The following is a 20,756-nucleotide window of genomic DNA, read 5'->3' as shown; positions in this document are numbered from 1 at the left end:
CATCCGCCACGACGGTCCGTGTTCCCGGCCCGGGATCGTCGCGGCAACGACGGTCCCGGGCCGGGACCGCGTCCGGCCGGTTCAGCAGTGGCCGTCGAGCCAGCGGTGGATCAGAAAGAGCGCGATCGAGGAGGGCGGCGGCAGGATCACCCGCGCGCCGTCGCCGGCGTCCACCGCCCGACCGGCCAGCACCGCGCCGATCTCCCGACGGGTGAACCAGCGGGCGTACGCGATCTCCGCCGGATCGACGTGCACCGGCTCCCCCGGATCGGCCTCGGCCAGGAAGCCGAGCATCAGCGAGCCGGGGAACGGCCAGGACTGGCTGCCCGCGTACCCGATCCGCTCGACCGCGACCCCGACCTCCTCGCGGACCTCGCGCAGGACGGCGGCCTCGGCCGACTCGCCCGGCTCGACGTAGCCGGCGAGGCACGAGAAGCGGCGCTCGCCCGGGGTGCGCGGCCAGGTGGCGTTGTTGCCGAGCAGGCAGCGGCCCTCCGGCCCGTCCACCCCGTCGTGCACCAGCACGATCATCGCCGGGTCGGTACGCGGCCAGGCCCGCCGGCCCTCGGCGTCCACCCGCGACCAGCCGCCCTCGTCGACCTCGGTCCGGTGCCCGGTCCGCGGCGACCACTCGTGCCCCAGGTGCCAGTTGACCAGCGCCAGCGCGGTGGTGAAGATGCCCGCGTCCCGGTCACCGAGCAGGTGGCCCACCTCGCGCAGGTTGACCGCCCGGGTACCCGGCAGCTCCGGCAGCGGGGCGTCGACGGCGAAGACCGGCACGTCGTCCGGCTCCACCCCGAGGAAGAGCGGCACCGCGTCCGCGGTGACGGTCAGCGCCGCCGGGTCGTGCAGCACGAGCCTCGGCGGGTTGGTGTCGGTGTGCACCAGCGCCCGCCCCTCCCGGGTCGAGTCGAGCACCAGCACCCGGGCCCGCCGCCACGCCTGCGCCAGCCACTCCGGGTCGGTACGCCGGTGCGCCGCCCGGTCGAGCGTGGAGCGGGCCAGCGGCGGGGCGGGCTCGCCGCTCACGCCGATTCCCGCTGGACCGGGGTCAGCGCCGCCAGCGGGCCCTCGATCCGCTCCGCGTCACCCAGCACCACGGTGACCGCCTTCGCCGGGGCCAGGTAGCGGGCGCCCGCCTCGGCGACGTCGTCCACGGTCGCCTTCGCCAACCGGGCGGCGTGCTCGGCGAGGAACTCCAGGCGCAGCCCGTTGCCGGCGTACGCGCTGGTCAGGGAGGCGAGGCCGGCCTGGGTGGACATGCCGAGCTGGAGGGTGCCGAGGGCGTACTGGCGGGCCTGCTCCAGCTCGTCCGGCTTCGGCGGGAGCGATGCCAGCCGGCCCAGCTCGTAGGTCGTCTCCAGCAGCGCCGGGCCGGTGACCTCGGTGGCCACCTCGGCGGCGGCGACCAGCACCGACCCGGCGACCGAGTGCTCGACCAGCGAGTGCGGGCCGTAGGTGTAGCCCTTGTCCTCGCGGATGTTCTCCGTCCACCGGGACGAGAAGTAGCCGCCGAAGACCAGGTTGGCCAACTGCAACGCGGCATGGTCGGGGTGGGTGCGCGGCACCGCCGGCAGCGCGATGCGCAGCGAGGACTGCACCGAGCCGGGCCGGTCGACCAGCAGCAGCGGGCCCGGTTCCAGCGGCGGCGCGGGCGGCAGGTCGACGCCGCGGGTGTCGCCGCGCCAACCGGCCAGCGCCTGCTCGGCGGCGTCCAGCGCGCGGTCCGGCTGCACGTCACCGACCAGTACCAGCACCGCCTCGGCCGGGTGCACCCGGTCGGCGTGCAGCTTGCGCAGCGCGGGCGGGCGGACCGCGCGGACCTGGTCGGGATCGGGGGTCTGCTCCGCGTACGGGTGCCGGCCGTAGATCCGCTTGAGCAGGGCGGTCCGGGCCAGGTGGGCGGGCTGGCGCTGCGCCACCTGGATCCGGTCGACCAGCCGGTCCCGCTCGGTGGCGACGTCCTTGTTCGGGTACGTGGCGCCGGTCAGCACCTCGGCCAGGATCTCCAGCATCCGGTCGAGGCCGGTGACCAGCCCGGCGCCGGAGAGCATCAGCCGGTCCGGGTCGACGCCGGCGGAGAGCCCGCCGCCGACCTTCTGCAGCTCGGCGGCGATCTGCACGGCCGTCATCGTCTCCGTGCCGGAGAGCACGGTCTGCGCGAGCATCGCGCCGCGGGCCAGCTGGGTACGGCCGAAGGGCATCCAGAGCCGCAGCTCGACCAGGGGCACGGCCGGGCGGCGTACCGCGATCACGGTGAGCCCGTTGGCCAGCCGCCGCTCGGCCTGCCGGGGCAGCTTCAACTTGCGGGTGCGGCCCAGCGGCGGCAGGGCCCGCGGCCCGGCGGGGACGGTCGTCGTCGCGCTCGGCTTACTCCTCGCGCTCACCGAGCCTCCTCCGTTCGCGACTGCGGGGCTCGCAAACCCGGCTCACTCCTCGCGCTCACCGAGCCTCCTCCGTTCGCGACTGCGGGGCTCGCAAACCCGGCTCACTCCTCGCGCTCACCTGGCACCTCCGGCGATGACCTCGATGGCCGCGCGGCGCTCCGGCCGCAGCGTGGCGGCGGCGGCCCGGACCTGTTCCTCGGTGACCTCGCCGACCAGCCGGGGCAGCTCGTTGAGCAGGCCCGGCTCGCCGCGCTGCTGCTCCAGCACCGCCATCCGCAGGGCCCGGCCGAGCACCGCGTCGGTCTCCCGCAGCAGGTGGGTCGCCATCCTGGCCTGGGTGCGGGCCAGCTCGCCGTCGGTCAGCCCGTCGGTGGCCAGCCGGTCCAGCTCCTCGTCGATGGTGCGCAGCACCTTGTCCACGTCGCCGCCGGGCGGCAGGTGCGCCTGGAGCAGCATCGCGGTGGGGTCGCGCACGTCGAACGGGTCACCCATGAAGCCGAGGTAGCCACCGAGGCCGGTGACCGTGCGGTCCTGCTGGACCAGCCGCTCCACCAACCGGGAGGCGTCACCGTCGGTGAGCACCTCGGCCAGCACCACGTACGGCAGGTAGGCGGTGAGGTCGCCGAGCGGGTCGGGCACCCGCCACGCCCCGGCCACCGCCGGCAGCGGCGCCAGCTTGTCGGTGTACGAGGTGCGCCGCTCGGCGGTCAGGTCGGGCTCGGCGAAGTTGGGGCGCTTCGGCGCCGGGCGGGCCGGCACGTCGCCGAAGTGCCGCTCGATCAGCGTGGTCGCCTCGGCCACGTCGATGTCGCCGCTGACGGCGAGGACCGCGTTGCCGCTGGCGTAGTAGCGGCGGAAGAAGTCGGCGGCGTCGGCGACGGTGGCGGACTCCAGGTCGACGAAGGAGCCGTAGCCGTCGTGCGCGTTGGGGAAGGTGTCGAACATGACCGGCGGCAGGGTCAGCCAGGGGAACCCGCCGTACGGCCGGTTGAGCACGTTGACCCGGATCTCCTCCTTGACCACGTCGACCTGGTTGCGCAGGTTCTCCTCGGTCAGCCGGGGGCCGCGCATCCGGTCGGCCTCCAGGAACAGCGCCCGCTCCAGGGCGCTGCTCGGCAGCGTCTCGTAGTAGTCGGTGTAGTCGAGGTGGGTGGAGCCGTTGAAGGTACCGCCGGCGCCCTGCACGTGCCGGAAGTGGGCGAGCTTCTCCAGGTTCTCCGAGCCCTGGAACATCAGGTGTTCGAAGAGGTGGGCGAAGCCGGTCCGGCCCTCGGGCTCGGAGCGGATGCCGACGTCGTAGACGACCGCGACCCCGATGACCGGGGCGCTGCGGTCGGGGGTGAGCACCACTCGCAGGCCGTTGCCGAGGGTGAACCGTTCGACGGGGTATCTCGTAGCTGGGATTCTCGCTCTGCGCGTCGGCACGTGATCGACACTAGCGCGTCGGCACCGGCGGCACCGGCGTCCTCCGCGCAGCGACCGGCCGTGGTCACGCGCCCGGGTGGAGGGCGGCTGCGCCGGGGCTCACCCGGTCACCGACCGGCCCTCCCGTCGGCGGCCGACCGATCTCGCCATGCCTACCGTGCTGGTGGGAATTGCCGACATTCCCGGAACGCGCGTCCCGGATCGTGGATGGGCCTTGACGCAGCCCGAGCCCTGCCCCAGTCTTCCTACCAACTAAGTAGGAATACTGCGGATTGGATGGACGATGAGACGGCTCCCCTTCCGTCGGTTGGTCTCCCTCGCCACCCTCGCCGTCATCGGCGTGGCGGCGGCGGGGACGACCGCGGCGTGCGGCGACGAGGACCCCGGCGCCGGTGGCTCCGGCCCGGTCACCCTCCGCCTGGGCTACTTCCCGAACATCACCCACGCGCCGGCCGTGGTCGGCGTGGAGAAGGGCATCTTCACGGAGAAGCTCGGCGCCGGCGTCAAGCTGGACACCAAGACCTTCAACGCCGGGCCCGCCGCCATCGAGGCGATCTTCTCCGGTGCGCTCGACGCGACGTACATCGGCCCGAACCCGACCGTGAACGCCTTCTCCAAGTCCAAGGGCCAGGCGGTCCGGGTCGTCTCCGGCGCCGCCTCCGGCGGCGTGGCCCTCGTGGTCAAGCCCGAGATCACCTCGGTGGAGCAGCTGCGCGGCAGGAAGGTCGCCACCCCGCAGCTGGGCAACACCCAGGACGTGGCGCTGCGCCACTGGCTCCGGGAGAAGGGCCTGAAGACCACCAAGGAGGGGGGCGGCGACGTCAAGGTTGTGCCGCAGGAGAACTCCCAGACGGTGGAGACCTTCAGCAGCGGCGCGATCGACGGCGCCTGGGTGCCCGAGCCGTTCGTCTCCCGGCTGGTCAACGCCGGCGGCAAGGTGCTGGTCGACGAGCGCGACCTCTGGCCGGACCGGAAGTTCGTCATCACCAACCTCATCGTCAGCACCCGGTTCCTGAAGGAACACCCCGACGTGGTGAAGAAGCTGGTCGAGGGGCAGGTCGCCGCCAACGAGTTCGTCAACACCCGGCCGGAGGAGTCCCAGCAGGCGATCTCCGACCACATCGCCAAGATCAGCGGGAAGCCGCTGGACGTGAAGCTGATCAAGCAGGCCTGGCCGACGTTGGAGTTCACCAACGACCCGATCGCGTCCTCGCTGAAGGCCGGGCTCGACCACGCGGTCGCGGTCGAGCTGACCCAGCCGGTAAGCCTCGACGGCCTCTACGACCTGACGTACCTCAACGAGGTGCTCAAGGGCCAGGGCAAGGGAGAGGTCGCCCAGCCATGACGTCGACCACGACGGCGCCGGCGAGCGCGACCACCGCGGTCGCGCTCTCCGGCGTGACCAAGGTGTACGGGCGCGGGACGAACGCCGTCCTCGCCCTGGACGGGGTCAGCCTCGACGTCGCGCCGGGTGAGTTCGTCTGCCTGGTCGGCGCCTCCGGCTGCGGCAAGAGCACGCTGCTCAACCTGGTGGCCGGCCTGGACCGGGCACAGGGCGGGACCATCTCCGTGGCCGACGACGCCCGGCCGGGGCTGATGTTCCAGGAGCCGGCGCTCTTCCCCTGGCTGACCGTGGAGGGCAACGTCGAGGTGCCGTTGAAGCTGCGCGGGGTGCCCCGGGCCGCCCGGCGGGACCGGGTGGCCGAGTTGCTGCGCACCGTCCACCTGGCGGAGTTCGGCCGCAGGCGCCCGCACGAGCTCTCCGGCGGCATGCGGCAGCGGGTCGCGCTGGCCCGCACCCTCGCCCTGGACACCCCGGTGCTGCTGATGGACGAGCCGTTCGGCGCGCTCGACGCGATGACCCGGGACATCCTCCACGACGAGCTGGAGCGGATCTGGTCCGAGCGGAAGCTCACCGTCCTCTTCGTCACCCACAACGTCCGCGAGGCGGCCCGGCTCGCCGACCGGATCATCCTGCTCAGCAGCCGGCCCGGCCGGATCATCTGGTCGAGTTCGGTGGACGTGCCCCGGCCCCGGCGCATCGACTCCCCCGAGATCGCCGCCATCGCGGCCGAGGTCACCGACCGGCTCCGTACGGAGGTGGGCCGCCATGGCCAGTGACACCCTCGCCACCACCGCGCGCAGCGACGCCGAGATCAGCGGCCTGGACGCGCTGGAGATCGCCGGTCGGGAGAAGGAGACCTCCCGGGCGGCCCGGATCTGGGCCGCCACCTGGCCGAAGCTGGCCGCGCTCGCGCTCGCCGTCGGCATCTGGCAGGTGACGTTCTGGCTGAAGTGGAAGGATCCGTGGGCGCTGCCCGCCCCCGGCACCGTCTTCGCCGACCTGTGGAACTACCTCTTCACCGCCGCGCTCTGGGACGGGTTGGCCACGACCGGACGGCGGGCCCTGATGGGCTTCGCCGTCGCCGTCGCGGTCGGCCTGGTGCTGGGTCTGGGGGTCGCCCGGGTCCGGGTGCTGCGGGCCGCGCTCGGGTCGATGATCACCGCCCTCCAGACCATGCCGTCGATCGCCTGGTTCCCGCTGGCCATCGTGCTCTTCCAGCTCAGCGAGGAGGCGATCTTCTTCGTCGTGGTGCTCGGCGCCGCCCCCTCCGTGGCCAACGGCGTGATCCACGGCGTGGACTACGTGCCGCCGCTGCTGATCCGGGCCGGCCGCAACCTCGGAGCCCGGGGGCTCAACCTCTACCGGTACGTCATCGCACCCGCCGCGCTGCCGGCCATCGTCGCCGGGCTGAAGCAGGGCTGGGCGTTCGCCTGGCGCAGCCTGATGGCCGGTGAACTGCTGGTCGTCATCGCCGAGAAGACCTCCATCGGGGCCCAGCTCACCTACGCCCGGGACTTCTCCGACTCACCCCGGCTGATGGCCATCATGATCGTCATCCTGGTGGTCGGCCTGCTGGTGGACGCGGCCTTCGGCGCCGCCGACAAGGCGATCCGTCGCCGCTGGGGCGTCCTCGACCAGGTTGGCGACTGACGTCGTGTACGTCTCCGCACGCAGCGACTACGCGCTCCGGGCCATGCTCGCCGTCGCCGCCGCCCGCACCGGCGACGGCGGGCAGGCCGGCGACGGCGGGCAGGCCGGCGGCGGCGGGCTGGTCAAGGCGGCGAGCCTGGCCGACGCGCAGGGCATCCCGCTCAGCTTCCTCCAGGGCATCCTGCTCGACCTGCGCCGGGCCGGGCTGCTGCACAGCCATCGGGGCACCGAGGGCGGGTACGCGCTGACCCGCCCCGCCGTGGAGATCACCGTCGGGGACGTGCTGCGCGCCGTCGGCGGCTCGCTGACCACGGTGCGGGGCCGCCCGGCGGAGGACGCCGGCTACCACGGGGTGGCCAGCGGGCTGGGCGAGGTGTGGCTGGCGGTGGCCGGCGCGATCGCGACGGTGGTCGACCGGACCACCCTGGCCGACCTGCTCGCCGAGGGCTCCGCCCCCGGGAGCCGGACCGACCGCCCGGTACGCCGCTGACCGGCCGCTCAGCCGGTGGAGACGTTGCCGGCGGCGGTGACCGCCCCGGCCGGCGCCTGCAGCTCGACCAGCCCGGCGGGTGCCACCGCGCCGGGCCCCGGGTGCCACGGAGCGAACGCCGCGACCATGGCGAGCAACAGGCCGGCGCCGGCCACCGCGAGCACCACCAGCACCTCGCGCACCGCCCCCGAGCCGGCGTCGCCCGCCATGGTCACCCCTCCCGTGGCCGGCCGGTAGCGGCCGGATCTTCCCCCGGGATCAGCTTCGACGAGGCGCACCGTGCGGAACAGTCACCGATCGGACCCAATCGGGCCTGTTTCCCGACTCAACCACCACGGCCACTACCAGGCGCGACAGCCCGACCACATCCGGTCCACCAGAACAGAAAATCCTGGCGGGAACCGGCCCTCGAAAGGATCGGTCCCCGCCAGGATCCGAGGTGTCGCGGAGGTGTCAGACGGTACGCGGGCGGCGCGGGCGCCGGGAGCGGCCCGAGGTGCGGTGCGCGGCCCGGGTGCCCTCCCCGCCGCCACCAGCGGTACGCACCCGCGCGGCCGGCGCCGGCTGCGGGGCGACGATGGTCACCGGCACCCCGGACGGCTCCCGGGCCCCGGTGACCCGGGCCAGCGCCTCGTCGCCGAGGCGTACCTGGGTGGACTGGGGCTTGATGCCGGCCACGCTCATCAGCCGGGAGACGTCCCGGCGCTGCTCGGGCAGGACCAGGGTGACCACGCTGCCGGACTCCCCCGCCCGGGCGGTACGACCGCCCCGGTGCAGGTAGTCCTTCGCCTCGGTCGGCGGGTCCACGTTGACCACCATGTCGAGACCGTCGACGTGGATGCCCCGGGCCGCCACGTCGGTCGCCACCAGGGCGGTGATCTGGCCGTTGCGGAACTGCTCCAGGATCCGGGTGCGCTGCGGCTGCGACTTGCCCCCGTGCAGGGCCGCGGCGCGTACCCCCTTGGAGAGCAGCTGGCGGGCCAGCCGGTCGGCGCGGTGCTTGGTCCCCATGAACAGGATGGTGCGGCCCTCGCGGGCGGCGATCTGGGTGAGCGCGGCGGGCTTGTCGACCGCGTCGACGTGCAGCACGTGGTGGGTCATCGCGGTCACCGTGGCGGTGCCCGGGTCGACCGAGTGCGAGACGGGGTTGGTCAGGAAGCGGCGGACCAGCCGGTCCACGCCGCCGTCCAGGGTGGCGGAGAAGAGCATCCGCTGGCCGTTCGGGTCGACCTGCTCCAGCAGCTTGGTGACCTGCGGCAGGAAGCCCATGTCGGCCATCTGGTCGGCCTCGTCGAGGACCGTGACGGCGACCTCACCGAGCCGGGCGTCACCGCGGTTGATCAGGTCGTGCAGCCGGCCGGGGGTGGCCACGACCACCTCGGCGCCGGCGCGCAGCGCGTCCGCCTGCCGCTGGAGCGACAGGCCGCCGACCACGGTGGCGCAGCGCAGCCCGAGCGCCCGGGCGTACGGGGCGAGGGCGGTGGTGACCTGCTGGGCCAGCTCCCGGGTCGGCACCAGCACCAGGGCCAGCGGGCGACCCGGCCGGGCCCGACGGCCGGCGGTGCGGGAGAGCAGCGGAAGCCCGAAGGCGAGGGTCTTACCGGAGCCGGTGCGGCCCCGGCCGAGCACGTCCCGGCCGGCGAGCGAGTCCGGCAGGGTCGCCGCCTGGATCGGGAACGGCTCGGAGATGCCCTGCGCCGCCAGCTCGGCGACCAGCTCGGCGGCCAGGCCGGTGGCGGCGAAGGTGGGAATGGTCATGGTCATGCGGAATGCCTTCCTCGACGCGGCACGTGTCGAGGGAGGGCGCCTCAAGGGCGCTGTCACCGGGAGGACTCGTCCACCGGGACTCACAAGCACGAACCGAAAGGGTACGGGCCGGTCCGCCGCAGCGCGCCGCCCCGCGGAGCGGGGGGTGGCGCGGCGGACCGGTCCCGTTCACCACACCGGAAAGTGTGATGGATGGTGCAGGGTGATCCGAAGATCAGAGCGGGCGGATGTTCTCCGCCTGCGGGCCCTTCTGGCCCTGGGTGACCTCGAACTCGACCCGCTGGTTCTCGTCCAGGCTCCGGTAGCCGGAGGACTGGATCGCCGAGAAGTGGGCGAAGACGTCAGCGCCGCCGCCGTCCGGGGTGATGAAGCCGAAGCCCTTGTCAGCGTTGAACCACTTCACGGTGCCAATAGCCATGTGTTTCGTCTCCTTGACGGAACGTCGAACCCGCACCTGTTGCGGGCTCGAAGAGGAGCGCTCCGCGCGGGCATGCGCGAATCGCTTGTCGCTTCTGGTCGCCCCGCCCGGAGAACTCCGGACACAACAAAGAGCGCCTGGGGCCACAATTCCCGCCAGGCGCACACAGAGTCTCTGGTAACCAAAACTGCAACAAGACCAACCTACCACGGATTGGCCGTCGCGCCACCCCCATCCGGGATTTCCGGTACTCCGGCGATGAGCGCGGTGAGCCCGTCGGCGTCCAGCAGGTCCGCCGGGCGGACCGTGACGCCCTCCCGGACGTAGTGGAACGCGGCGCCCACCCGGTCGACCGGCACCCCGGCCAGCTCCGCCCACGCCAGCCGGTAGACCGCGAGCTGCACCGCCGCCACCTCCGCCTCCCGCCCGGTGGGCCGGCGGCCGGTCTTCCAGTCGACCACGTCCCAGCGGCCGCCGGGGCGGGCGAAGACGGCGTCCATCCGGCCCCGCACCACCACGCCGGCGATCACTGTGGCGAAGGGCACCTCCACCTCCACCGGCACCCGCTCGGCCCACTCGCTGGCCAGGAAGCGCTCCTGGAGTTCGGTGAGCGCCTCGTCTCCGGCGGCGTCCGCGTCCGCCGCACCGGGCAGTTCGTCCACGTCGAGCAGCCGGTCGGCGCCGAAGCGCTGCTCCAGCCAGGTGTGGAAGGCGGTGCCCCGGCGGGCGTACGGGTTGGGCTCGGTGGGCATGGGCCGGCGCAGCGCCCGGGCCAGCGCCTCCGGGTCACGGCGCAGCGCGACCAGTTGGGTCACCGACAGGTGCCCGGGCAGGGCCACCTCGACCGCCTCGGCCCGCCGCAGCAGTTCGGCCCGCTCGGCCAGGAGCAGGTCGGCCTCCTGCCGCCAGCGGACCACCTCCGGGTCGTCGGCGAGCGGGTCGACCGCGCCGTCACCGTCCGGACCGGCCGGTGACGGCACGGCGGCGTCCTGCCCGTCGGCGAGGAAGCGGCGGACCAGCGCGGCGGCCTCGGTCAGCGCCGGCCGGCGTACGCCCAGCGGGTCGGCCGGCCACTCGGCGCGCAGCACCACCTCGGCGGTCGGGTTGACCGCGTCGCCGGGCGGCTCCGGCGCCCACTGGTCGACCAGGTGCCCGGCCGCGCCGTCCAGGCAGGCGTCGTGCACCTCGCGCAGGAGGACCGAGGGCCCACGGAACCGTTTCGTCCCCTCCCCCCACCAGTAGCCGGAGCAGAGCAGCAGCCGCCGGGGCCGGGTCACCGCCACGTACGCCAGCCGGCGCTCCTCCCGCTCGTCGTGCGCCCGCCAGGCGTCGGTGAACTCCGACACCGCCCGGGCCACCCCACGCTGGTCCTCCGCCTCGGCCAGGCCCAGTTCGGGCAGGCCGTCGGCGTCGCCGCGCAGCGGGAACGGCAGCACGCCGAGCCCACCCAGCCAGTGGTCGGAGTTGCGCACCGGCCCCGGCCAGACGCCGCGGGTCAGTCCGGCGACGGCCACCACGTCCCATTCCAGGCCCTTCGCGGCGTGCGCGGTGAGCACCTGGACCGCGCCCTCGACCACCTCCACCTCGCCGGGGCTCAGGCCACGCTCCTCGTCCTCGGCGGCGGCCAGGTAGGCCAGGAAGCCGGCGAGGGTGGCCCCCGGGGTCTCCCCGCTGAACCGGGCCGCCACGTCGCCGAGGGCGTCCAGGTGGCCGCGGGCGAGCCCGGCGTCACCGGTGCCGTCCCGGCCGGCCCGCACCGCCACCTCCACGTCCAGGCCGATGGTCCGCTCGATGTCCGCGATCAGCTCCGGCAGCGTCTGGTCCAGCCGGTAGCGCAGCAGCGCCAGCTCCATCGCGTACGACCGCAGTCGCGCGTAACCCTGGTCGGAGTACGCCTGCGCCGGCCCGAGGTCGGCCAGCGCCTCCACCAGCGTCGCCTCGTCCAGGGCGTCCACGACGATCTCCGACCCGTCGTCGCCGGTGAGCTGCCGCCGCGCCCTGGCGATGGCCCGGGCCCTGCGGTGCAGCGCCACCAGGTCACGCGGGCCGATCCGCCAGCGCGCGCCGGTGAGCAGCCGCAGCAGCGCCGCCCCGTCGGTCGGGTCGGCGAGCACCCGCAGGGTGCAGACCACGTCACGGACCTCGGGGGTGTCCAGCAGGCCGCCCAGGCCGACCACCTCGACCGGCAGGCCCCGGGCGCGCAGCGCCGCCTCGATAGCGGGGATCTGGCTGCGCAGCCGGACCAGGACGGCGGTGGTGGGGCGGGACGGCACGGGGATGTGCTCGGGCAGCGCGCCGGGCATCCGGGCCGCGCCCCGCCAGGCGGCCAGCACGCTGTCGGCGATCCACTCCGCCTCGTCGGCGTAGGTCCGCAGCAGCGCGCAGTGCACGGTGCCGGCGGCGTGGCCGCCGGGGCTGCGGTGCGGGATCGGGTCCCGGACGCTCATCGCCGCGTGCAGCTCGGGCACCCGGGCGCCGGCGGCGCGCAGCGGCAGGGAGAGCGCGTTGGCCACGCCGAGGATCTCCGGGCGGTTGCGCCAGCTGGTGGTCAGGCTGAGCACCTCGGCCGGGGCGCCGTCGGCCCGGGCGAAGTCGGTGGGGAACCGCTCCAGCGTGCCGGCGCTGGCGCCGCGCCAGCCGTAGATCGACTGGCAGGGGTCACCGACGGCGGTCACCGGGTGGCCGCCGCCGAAGAGCGCGTTGAGGAGCACCACCTGGGCGTGGCTGGTGTCCTGGTACTCGTCGAGCAGCACCACCCGGAAGCGGTCCCGCTCGATGACGCCCACGCCGGGGTGGTCGCGGGCCACCCGGGCCGCGCGGGCGAGCTGGTCGGCGAAGTCCATCGCCTCGAAGTCGTCCTTGCGCCGGGCGTACGCCCGCACCAGCGGCAGCAGCTTCAGCCGGGTCTGCTGGACGGCGAGGGCCTTGCGCACGTCGGCGTAGATCCGGCCGGGGCGGGACTGCACGTCGGCGAAGAACCGGCCGGTCCAGGCGGCGAGGGCGTCCGGGTCGACCAGGTGCTCGTCCAGCTCACCGGCGAGGGCGAGCACGGCGTCGGTGACCGTGCTGGGCATCCGGTCGACCTCGGACATGTCGCCGTCGTAGTTGCGCACCAGCAGGTCGACCAGCTGCCAGCGGGACGCCTCGGTGAGCAGCCGGGTGGTCGGCTCGTACCCGGCGCGCAGGCCGTGCTCGGTGACGATCCGGCCGGCGTACGAGTGGTAGGTGGAGACGGTCGGCTCGCCGGCCAGCGGGTCGTCCAGCGGGTCGCGCCCACGCCGGCCCAGTCGCCGCACCAGCTGGTCGAGCCGGGTACGGACCCGGTGCGCCAGCTCGCCGGCCGCCTTGCGGGTGAAGGTGAGGCCGAGGATCTGCTCCGGCCGGACGTACGAGTTGGCGACCAGCCAGACCACCCGGGCGGCCATCGTCTCGGTCTTGCCCGAGCCGGCGCCCGCCACCACCAGCAGCGGCTCCACCGGGGCGGCGATGATCGCCGCCTGTTCCCGGGTCGGCGCGGGCAGCTTGAGCAGCCTGGCCAGCTCCACCGGGGTGTAGCGGGGGCCGGCGTCGGCGGACCGGGGCGCCGGGGCGGCGGTGCTGAAGAGGGTCGGCTGGGTCACTGGGGCACCTCGGCGCTCACGGGCCCTCCGAGGGACGGGTGGCTGGGGGCTCGACGACCTGACGCCCCTGCCCGGAGACCGGGCAGCTGGTACGCACCGGGCAGACCCGGCACTTGGAGTTGGCGACCGCGGCGAAGGTGGCGGCGGCCATCGTATCGGCGGTGCGCCGGACCAGGGCGGTGGCCCAGCCCGCCTCGGGGCCCTCTCCCGCGGCGGGTTGGGCCTGCTCCTTGGCGTCCCTGGCCCCGGTGCCGAGCTGCACCAGCGCCGCGCCGCCGGAGGACTCGCCGTACTCGGCGAACGCACCCGCCTCCACCGCCGCCTGGTACGCCCCGAGCTGCGGATGCTCGGCCACCTCCCGCTCGGTGACCGCGGTGGACTTGCCGGTCTTGAGGTCGATCACCACGAGCCGGCCGTCGGCGTCGACCTCCAGCCGGTCCACCCGACCGGTCAGCTCGATCGGTCGCTGCGGGTCGTCGAGGCGGACGGCGAACTCGTGCTCGATGGCGAGCAGCCGGCGCGGGTTGCCGGCGAGCCAGCGCAGCAGCTTGTCCACCATCGCCTCGGCGCGGGTCCGCTCCGGGCCCACCATCCAGCGGGCGGCCAGCTCGATCGCGTCGAACCGGGCGGCCACGTACTCCAGCAGTGCGGTGCGGTCGGCGCTGGCGTCCTCGGCGAGCATCGCCGCGGCGTGCACCAGGTTGCCGACGCCCTGGGCGGCGCTGGCCGGTCCGCTGCCGCCGTGCCGTTCCAGCAGCCAGCGCAGGCTGCACCGCAGCGCGCTCTCCATGGCCGACGGGGTGACCCGCACCGGTTCGCCCTCGTCGACCAGCGGCCGGTCGTCGGAGAGGGGACGCAGCCCCCACCAGTCGTCGGGGTGGGCGCCGGGGATGCCGGCGGCGGCGAGGCGGGCCAGCTCGGCCGCCGCCGCGCGCCGCCGGGCGTACGACGCCGCCGGGTCGGTGACCGCGGTACGCAGCTCCGCCACCAGCGCGGAGAGGGTGAGCGCGCGGGGCGGACGCCCCACCGGCAGCTCCCCGGGTCGGTGGGGCTCGGCGTCGTCCCCGGCCGGCGTGGTGTCGGCGGACCGGTCCCCCGCCGGGCCTGTCGGGGTGGCGTCGTCGCCCGGTCGATCCGTTGGCGGACCCGGCGGCGTCGGGTCGGGGGCGGGGCCGCCCGCCCCGGTCGCCGGTGGCTCGGTGACGCCCAGCTCGTGCAGGAAGCGGCTGGGTTGCTCCTCGTGGTCGTCGCCACCGACCGCGGCCGAGGCCACCGCGGTGACCAGCAGCCGGCGCCGGGCCCGGGTGACGGCGACGTGGAAGAGTCGGCGCTCCTCGTCGAGCAGGGCGGAGGTCTGCCCGACCAGGCTGGCCCGGACGCCGGCGCCCTCGGCCCGGCCGGCGAGCACGTCGACCAGCCGCTCCGAGCCGAGCAGGCTGCCGCGTAGCCGCAGGTCCGGCCAGACGCCCTCCTGGACACCGGCGACCGCGACCAGGTCCCATTCCAGGCCCTTGGCGGCGTGCGCGGTGAGCAGCCGGACCGCGTCGCCCCGGTCGGCGCTGGCGGCCAGGGTGTCGGCCGGCAGGTCCTGGCCGAGCACGTGGTCGAGGAAGACCTCGGTCCGCGCGCCGGGCAGCCGGTCGGTGAAGCGGGCCGCCGCGTCGAAGAGCACCAGCACCGCGTCGAGGTCGCGGTCGGCGGCCTCGGCCCGCCAGCGCTGCGCCGTCTCGTGCTCGCCGGTGGCGGCCCGGCCCCGGTTGATGGCGCCCGACCAGCGCTCGGCGAGCCCGCTGGCCCGCCACACCGCCCAGAGCACGTCCTCGGCGGTGGCCCCGGGGGCGGCCGCCGCGTCCCGGGCGGTGGCGAGCAGCTCGGCGACCGTGCGGGCCGGCTCCACCCAGCGCCGGTCGATCCCGGCCAGCTCGGCGGGGTCGCGCAGCGCCTCGACGATCAGCTCGCCGGAGGGCCGGCGGTCGCCCCCGGCCAGCGCGAGCGCACGCAACCCCTGGCGCAGCCGCCGCTCGGCCAGCGGGTCGGCACCGCCCAGCGGCGAGTGCAGCAGCGCGACGGCGGACTCCTCGTCCAGCCGCTCCGGCTCCAGCGCGCAGCGCAGCAGGAGCAGCAGCGGCGCCACCGCCGGCTGGAGGTGCAGCGGCAGGTCCTCGCCGTGCACCACGGTCGGCACCCCGGCGGTGTGCAGGGCACGCCGCAGCGACGGCAGGTGCAGGCTGGTCGAGCGGACCAGCACCGCCATCTCCGACCAGGGCACCCCGTCGAGCAGGTGCGCGGAGCGCAGCGCGTGGGCCAGCCAGGCGGCCTCGCTGGTGCTGGAGCGGAAGGTGCGGACCTCGACCGAGCCGGGTGGCGCGTCCGGAAGTGGACGCATCCGCCGGTGGGTGGCCGGACCGCGCAGCTTGCGGGCCAGCCGCCCGGTCGCGCCGAGCAGCCCCGCCCCGGCCCGGTACGAGGTGGTGAGCACCACCTGCGCCGCGGGCGCCCCGGAGGCCGTCCGGAACCGGTGCGGGAAGGCGCCCACCAGGCTCGGGTCGGCGCCGCGGAAGGCGTACGTGGAGGAGTCGGGGTCGGCGAAGGCGACCAGGGACCGGCCCCCGCCGGCGATCACGGCCAGCAGCTCCTGCTGGGCCGGGTCGGTGTCGGCCAGCTCGTCGACGTAGACGTGGGCGAACCGGCGGCGCTCGGCCTCCAGCAGCTCGGGGTCGTCGCGCAGCATCCCGGTGGCGGCCCGGACCAGCTCCGCCGGGTCGTAGGCGACGGAGCCGCGGTTGCTGACGTCGCGCAGCGCGAGGACGGCGACGTACTCGCGGAGGAAGCGGGCGGCGGCCGGCCAGTCGGCGCGGCCGAGCCGCTCGCCCAGCCGGGCCAGCTCGACCGGGCCGACCCCGCGCTCGGCGGCCCGCATCAGCAGGTCCCGCAGCTGCGCGGCGAACGCCCGGGTACGCAGGGCGGGGCGGAGGTCCTCGGGCCAGCCGACGGGGTCGTCGTCGGGCTCCTCGCCAACCACCTCCAGCAGCTCGCGGATGATCAGATCCTGCTCGGGGCCGGTGAGCAGCCGGGGCGACGGCTCGCCCCGTTCGGCGGCGGCCCGGCGGAGCAGGCCGAAGGCGTACGCGGGGAAGGTCCGCACCAGCGGCTCGCGGACCACCCGGTGCCCGGCGCCGGCGATCCGCGCCTCGATCCGCTGGCGCAGGTCGGTGGCGCCACGGCGGCCGAAGGTGAGCACCAGCACGCGTTCCGGGTCGACGCCCTCGGCCACCCGGGCGGCGACCGCCTCGACGAGGGTGCTGGTCTTGCCGGTGCCCGGCCCGCCGAGGACCAGCATCGGCCCGTCGGTATGGGCGACGACCTCCGCCTGGAGCGGGTCGGCCAACCGGCCGTCCGGGTACGCGGCAGCGCCCGCCAGCCCCCCGGACCGCGGCTCCCCCTCGGTGCCCGCACCCGAACCGCCGTCCCGCTGGTTCGGCCCGCCCGGCCGACCGTCCCCCCGAACGGTCGCGGCGGACCGCCCGTCGTCGCGGGCCGGTCCGGCAGGCCGGCGCACCAGCCGGTACCCCTGCACCCCCTCATCCCACCACGCCGGTACGACACCCCCCGCCCTCCCCCCGTCGACCGCCGTCGATCATGAAGCTGGCGGCGGTGCAGGAGATCGACTTCGCCGTCAACTTCATGATCGACGGCAGGGCGCGCCGGGGGTCAGGCGAGGTGGGATTCGATGGTGTCGAGGGCGGTGGGGACGGAGTCGGCGATGGTCAGCAGGTCGAGGCCGGCGGGCTTCAGGAAGGTCTGGGCGGCGAGGGTCGCGAGCCAGTCGAGCATCGGGCGGTAGAAGCCGTCCGTGTCCACCAGCACCATCGGCTTGGCGTGCAGGGCCAGCGTCGCGGTGGTCCAGACCTCGAAGAGCTCGTCCAGGGTGCCCAACCCACCCGGCAGGGTGAGGAAGGCGTCCGACTTCTCGATCATCAGCGTCTTGCGGCTGGCCATGGTGTCGGTGATCAGCAGCTCGTCCGAGGCCAGGTCGGCGACCTCCAGGTCGACCAGCGCCTGCGGGATCACCCCGACGGTGCGCCCGCCGGCGGCGCGCGCGCCGTCGGCCAGCGCCCCCATCATGCCGACGCAGCCGCCGCCGCTGACCAGCGTGTGTCCGCGCCGGGCGAGCTCCGCGCCGGTCTCGGCCGCCAGGTCCAGCCAGCGCTGGTCGAGGGTACGGGACGAGGCGCAGAAGACACAGATCGCCGCCACCGGGTCAGCCCTTCGTGTCCCGCTCGTCGGCGGCGGACGCCCGGCGGGCGACCCGCTGCTCGGCGGCGGTCAGGGCGACGGACTCCTCGCGGACCGCCTCCTGCTCGGCCGAGAGCATCGCCTCCGCCTCCACGATGTGCCGGACCGCGGCGGCCACGTCGTCGGTCAGGCAGATCAGCTCCAGGTCGACCGCGCCGATCTTGCCCTCGGCGGCCATGGTGTCGCGCAACCAGTCGAGCAGTCCCCGCCAGTACGCGGTGCCCATCAGCACCACCGGGAAGCGGGTGACCTTGCCGGTCTGCACCAGGGTGAGCGCCTCGAAGAGCTCGTCCATGGTGCCGAAGCCGCCGGGCAGCACGACGAACGCCTGGGCGTACTTGACGAACATGGTCTTGCGGGCGAAGAAGTAGCGGAAGTCGATGGCGAGGTCGACCCAGTCGTTGATCCCCTGCTCGAAGGGGAGTTCGATGCCCAGCCCGACCGAGAGGCCCCCCGCGTCGCTGGCACCCCGGTTGGCCGCCTCCATCACACCGGGCCCGCCGCCGGTGATGACGGCGTAGCCGGCCCGGGCCAGGGCGGCGCCCAGCTCCTCGGCCATCCGGCACTCCGGGCTCTCCGGTCTGCTACGGGCGGAGCCGAAGACGCTCACCGCGGGCGGCAGGTCGGCCAGGGTGTCGAAGCCCTCGACGAACTCGGAGAGGATCCGCAGCGCCCGCCAGGCGTCCCGGGTCTTCCAGTCGCCACGACCGTGCGAGTCCAGCAGTCGCTGATCGGCAGTGCTGGTCGGGATCGCACCCCGGCGCAGCGTCACGGCGCCCCGGTGCCGCTCCGGATCACGGCCCGGCTGCCGTCCGTTGCTCTGGCTCATGGGAGCCACCGTAGTGGAGCGGTGACCCGGGGGTGAGCTGGCGGAGAAGCCGGCAGAAATTTTGCGATCTTGGGCAACTAATTCTGTCGCCCGCACGTCTTACTATTCACATACCGGGTATGCCCCGGGGCGCACCTTCGGGGGAGGAGCAAGCGTGATCAGCAGCAACGAGCGAATTCGTATCCGCCGGCAGATGCAGCGACGCATCTGCGACGTGGTGGCCGAGCGCCGCCGCGCCCGGGAGCTGGAATCCTCGGACGAGCCCACCCCGGCCCCGGCCGGCCCCACCGACAACCCGCTGCTGACCACCGTCTGAGGCCCGGGCCGGGGAGCGATCGAGAGGCCCGCGTCCCCGGGACACTCCCCGGCGACGCCGAACCCCTCGATCACCCCGCGGCGGGGGGTCAGGCGGAGGCCAGCCAGCGGTGCAGGGTGGCGGCCCCGTCGCGGATCTTGGTGAGCTCGACGTGTTCGTCCTTGTGGTGGGCCAGGTTGGGGTCACCGGGTCCGAAGTTCAGCGCCGGGATGCCCATCGCCGCGAACCGGGCCACGTCCGTCCAGCCCAGCTTGCCGATCGGCGCCGCCCCCACCGCCGCGAGGAACTCCTGAGCCGCCGGCGACTCCAGACCGGGGGGCGCGCCCGCGGCGGCGTCGGTCACCGCGAGGTCGAAGCCGGCGAAGACCTCGCGCAGGTGCGCCTCGGCCGCCACCGGGTCGCGATCCGGGGCGTACCGGTAGTTGATCTCGATTTCGCAGTGGTCCGGCACCACGTTGCCAGCCACCCCGCCGTTGATCCGGACGGCGTTCAGCCCCTCCCGGTAGTCGCACCCGTCGATGGTGACCCGTCGGGCCTCGTACGCCCCCAGCCGGCGCAGCACCTCGCCGGCGCCGTGGATGGCGTTGACCCCGTGCCAGGACCGGGCGGCGTGGGCGCGCTCGCCGTGGGTCGTGACGATCGCCCGCATGGTGCCCTGGCAACCGGCCTCGACGATCCCGTACGTCGGTTCGAGCAGCACCGCGAAGTCCGCCTCCAGCCACTCCGGGTGCTCCTGGGAGACCAGGAAGAGACCGTTGTACCGCGACTCGATCTCCTCCGCCTCGTAGAAGAAGTACGTCACGTCGTAGCGCGGGTCGGGCAGGCTGACCGCCAGGTGCAGCGCGAACGCGACCCCCGACTTCATGTCGGAGGTGCCGCAGCCGTACATCAGGTCGCCGCGCATGGTCGACGGGAAGTTGTTGTTCAAGGGGACCGTGTCCAGGTGGCCGGCGAGCACCACCCGGGAAGCCCGCCCCAGGTCGGTACGGGCCATCACGGTGTTGCCGTGCCGGAACGTGGTCAGGTGCGGCACGGCCCGCAGCACCTCCTCGACACAGTCGGCGATCGCCTTCTCGTTGAGGGAGACGGACTCTATGTCGACCAGGGCGCGGGTCAGCGCCACCGGATCGGCGAGGACCTCGGGGGTCAGCGGGTTCTCCATGCTGGGCACGGTACCGTCAAATTCGGTGAGCGCGAGGAGTGAGCTTGCGAGCCCCGCAGCCGCGAACGAAAGGTAGAACAGTGACGTCCGCAGTACCCGCCTGGGGCATCGGCCTGGCCACCGTCACCGCTGACGAGCAGGTGCTCGACACCTGGTATCCGACCGGCAAGCTGGGACTCGGCGAGCTGCCGCTGGTCCCCGGGGAGGACGAGGCCGACGTGCTCGACCTGCCACCCGGCGCGGTCGGCGAGCGGGCGCTGCCCGGTCTGCGTACCGTCCAGGTGGTCACCGTGATCGGCTCGCTGGACGACCCGATCAAGGACGCCTCCGACGCGTACCTCCGGTTGCACCTGCTCTCCCACCGCCTGGTGCGGCCCAACGAGCTCAACCTCGACGGCATCTTCGGCAAGCTGGCCAACGTGGCCTGGACGTCGGCCGGGCCGTGCCCGCCGGAGCGGGTCGACGAGCTGCGGGTCATCGAGCGGGCCGCCGGCCGCCACCTCGCCGTGTACGGGGTGGACAAGTTCCCCCGGATGACCGACTACGTGGTCCCGGCCGGGGTGCGGATCGCCGACGCCGACCGGGTCCGGCTCGGCGCGCACCTGGCGTCCGGCACCACGGTGATGCACGAGGGCTTCTGCAACTTCAACGCGGGCACGCTGGGCACCTCGATGGTCGAGGGCCGGATCGTGCAGGGCGTGGTGGTCGGCGACGGCTCCGACATCGGCGCGGGCGCCTCGATCATGGGCACCCTCTCCGGCGGCGGCACCGACAAGGTGCGCATCGGCGAGCGGAGCCTGGTCGGCGCGAACGCCGGCATCGGCATCTCGCTCGGCGACGACTGCGTGGTGGAGGCGGGCTGCTACGTCACCGCCGGCTCGAAGGTCACCCTGCCGGACGGCCGGGTGGTCAAGGCCCGCGAACTCTCCGGCGTGGACGGGCTGCTGTTCTGGCGCAACTCGGTCACCGGGGCGCTGGAGGCGAAGCCGCGCACCGGCAAGGGCATCGAGCTGAACGCCGCCCTGCACGCCAACGACTGACCGGGACCGTC

At 74.4% G+C, this 20,756-nt stretch carries 17 protein-coding genes; 6 read left to right on the top strand and 11 right to left on the bottom strand.

The genetic code is table 11. The annotated features are described in order from the left end of the window. Positions 1-81 precede the first annotated feature (81 nt). The 3 genes from nudC to AC5L3Z_RS02375 form a co-directional block, all read right to left on the bottom strand. On the bottom strand, positions 82-1,029 hold the full coding sequence (gene nudC / locus AC5L3Z_RS02385) for an NAD(+) diphosphatase (protein ID WP_494839109.1): 948 nt from the start codon (positions 1,027-1,029) through the stop codon (positions 82-84). After that, positions 1,026-2,387 (bottom strand): M16 family metallopeptidase, encoded by a 1,362-nt coding sequence (locus AC5L3Z_RS02380; RefSeq protein ID WP_494839108.1) that lies wholly within the window; start codon positions 2,385-2,387, stop codon positions 1,026-1,028. Before AC5L3Z_RS02380 ends, nudC begins: the two co-directional genes overlap by 4 nt. 114 nt (positions 2,388-2,501) lie before the next feature. Beyond that, on the bottom strand, positions 2,502-3,812 hold the full coding sequence (locus AC5L3Z_RS02375) for a M16 family metallopeptidase (protein WP_494839107.1): 1,311 nt from the start codon (positions 3,810-3,812) through the stop codon (positions 2,502-2,504). 283 nt (positions 3,813-4,095) lie between these two features. Here AC5L3Z_RS02375 and AC5L3Z_RS02370 point away from each other — a divergent pair, with 283 nt between their 5' ends. The 4 genes from AC5L3Z_RS02370 to AC5L3Z_RS02355 are packed head-to-tail and all read left to right on the top strand — an operon-like array spanning position 4,096 to position 7,297. Next, the gene (locus AC5L3Z_RS02370; RefSeq protein ID WP_494839105.1) at positions 4,096-5,157 is read left to right on the top strand and encodes an ABC transporter substrate-binding protein; all 1,062 of its coding nucleotides are present in this window, start codon (positions 4,096-4,098) and stop codon (positions 5,155-5,157) included. Beyond that, entirely contained in the window at positions 5,154-5,933 is a 780-nt protein-coding gene (locus AC5L3Z_RS02365; RefSeq protein ID WP_494839104.1) for an ABC transporter ATP-binding protein, read from the top strand. The genes AC5L3Z_RS02370 and AC5L3Z_RS02365 overlap by 4 nt, the downstream gene beginning before the upstream one ends. Continuing rightward, positions 5,923-6,807 (top strand): ABC transporter permease, encoded by an 885-nt coding sequence (locus AC5L3Z_RS02360; protein WP_494839102.1) that lies wholly within the window; start codon positions 5,923-5,925, stop codon positions 6,805-6,807. The genes AC5L3Z_RS02365 and AC5L3Z_RS02360 overlap by 11 nt, the downstream gene beginning before the upstream one ends. Before the next feature lie 4 nt (positions 6,808-6,811). Next, the gene (locus AC5L3Z_RS02355) at positions 6,812-7,297 is read left to right on the top strand and encodes an RrF2 family transcriptional regulator (RefSeq protein ID WP_494839584.1); all 486 of its coding nucleotides are present in this window, start codon (positions 6,812-6,814) and stop codon (positions 7,295-7,297) included. A gap of 8 nt (positions 7,298-7,305) precedes the next feature. Here AC5L3Z_RS02355 and AC5L3Z_RS02350 read toward each other — a convergent pair whose 3' ends face one another. From AC5L3Z_RS02350 to AC5L3Z_RS02320, 7 genes are all read right to left on the bottom strand, one after another. Next, the gene (locus AC5L3Z_RS02350; protein WP_494839100.1) at positions 7,306-7,506 is read right to left on the bottom strand and encodes a hypothetical protein; all 201 of its coding nucleotides are present in this window, start codon (positions 7,504-7,506) and stop codon (positions 7,306-7,308) included. A 244-nt stretch (positions 7,507-7,750) separates the two neighbouring features. Then, positions 7,751-9,061 (bottom strand): DEAD/DEAH box helicase, encoded by a 1,311-nt coding sequence (locus tag AC5L3Z_RS02345; RefSeq protein ID WP_494839099.1) that lies wholly within the window; start codon positions 9,059-9,061, stop codon positions 7,751-7,753. Between the two features lie 217 nt (positions 9,062-9,278). Further along, entirely contained in the window at positions 9,279-9,482 is a 204-nt protein-coding gene (cspE, locus tag AC5L3Z_RS02340; protein WP_007464836.1) for a transcription antiterminator/RNA stability regulator CspE, read from the bottom strand. Positions 9,483-9,685: 203 nt separating this feature from the next. Next, on the bottom strand, positions 9,686-13,102 hold the full coding sequence (locus AC5L3Z_RS02335) for an ATP-dependent helicase (protein ID WP_494839097.1): 3,417 nt from the start codon (positions 13,100-13,102) through the stop codon (positions 9,686-9,688). Between the two features lie 16 nt (positions 13,103-13,118). After that, positions 13,119-16,679 (bottom strand): ATP-dependent helicase, encoded by a 3,561-nt coding sequence (locus AC5L3Z_RS02330; protein ID WP_494839095.1) that lies wholly within the window; start codon positions 16,677-16,679, stop codon positions 13,119-13,121. Positions 16,680-16,813: 134 nt separating this feature from the next. Then, a complete protein-coding gene (locus AC5L3Z_RS02325; protein WP_494839094.1) occupies positions 16,814-17,359 on the bottom strand; it encodes an LOG family protein in 546 nt (181 codons plus the stop codon). Positions 17,360-17,363: 4 nt separating this feature from the next. After that, positions 17,364-18,227, bottom strand: coding sequence for an LOG family protein (locus AC5L3Z_RS02320; RefSeq protein ID WP_494839092.1), 864 nt, complete (start codon positions 18,225-18,227; stop codon positions 17,364-17,366). Positions 18,228-18,381: 154 nt separating this feature from the next. Here AC5L3Z_RS02320 and AC5L3Z_RS02315 point away from each other — a divergent pair, with 154 nt between their 5' ends. Next, entirely contained in the window at positions 18,382-18,543 is a 162-nt protein-coding gene (locus AC5L3Z_RS02315; protein ID WP_334524538.1) for a hypothetical protein, read from the top strand. An 88-nt stretch (positions 18,544-18,631) separates the two neighbouring features. Here the strand turns inward: AC5L3Z_RS02315 and dapE are convergent, their stop codons facing one another. Continuing rightward, entirely contained in the window at positions 18,632-19,705 is a 1,074-nt protein-coding gene (gene dapE / locus AC5L3Z_RS02310) for a succinyl-diaminopimelate desuccinylase (RefSeq protein WP_494839090.1), read from the bottom strand. Between the two features lie 80 nt (positions 19,706-19,785). Here dapE and dapD point away from each other — a divergent pair, with 80 nt between their 5' ends. After that, positions 19,786-20,745, top strand: a complete 960-nt coding sequence (dapD, locus tag AC5L3Z_RS02305) for a 2,3,4,5-tetrahydropyridine-2,6-dicarboxylate N-succinyltransferase (RefSeq protein WP_494839088.1) — start codon at positions 19,786-19,788, stop codon at positions 20,743-20,745. Positions 20,746-20,756: the final 11 nt, after the last annotated feature.

The organism is Micromonospora sp. LZ37 (assembly GCF_059359015.1).
Note: the sequence above shows the minus strand (reverse complement) of the source record. Positions and strands in the feature narration are given on the sequence as shown.

Coding starts and splice junctions, on each gene's coding strand:
- AC5L3Z_RS02345 (WP_494839099.1), bottom strand. CDS start 9,061: ATGACCATGACCATTCCCACCTTCGCCGCCACCGGCCTGGCCGCCGAG.
- AC5L3Z_RS02370 (WP_494839105.1), top strand. CDS start 4,096: ATGAGACGGCTCCCCTTCCGTCGGTTGGTCTCCCTCGCCACCCTCGCC.
- AC5L3Z_RS02350 (WP_494839100.1), bottom strand. CDS start 7,506: ATGGCGGGCGACGCCGGCTCGGGGGCGGTGCGCGAGGTGCTGGTGGTG.
- AC5L3Z_RS02320 (WP_494839092.1), bottom strand. CDS start 18,227: ATGAGCCAGAGCAACGGACGGCAGCCGGGCCGTGATCCGGAGCGGCAC.
- cspE (WP_007464836.1), bottom strand. CDS start 9,482: ATGGCTATTGGCACCGTGAAGTGGTTCAACGCTGACAAGGGCTTCGGC.
- dapE (WP_494839090.1), bottom strand. CDS start 19,705: ATGGAGAACCCGCTGACCCCCGAGGTCCTCGCCGATCCGGTGGCGCTG.
- AC5L3Z_RS02360 (WP_494839102.1), top strand. CDS start 5,923: ATGGCCAGTGACACCCTCGCCACCACCGCGCGCAGCGACGCCGAGATC.
- AC5L3Z_RS02365 (WP_494839104.1), top strand. CDS start 5,154: ATGACGTCGACCACGACGGCGCCGGCGAGCGCGACCACCGCGGTCGCG.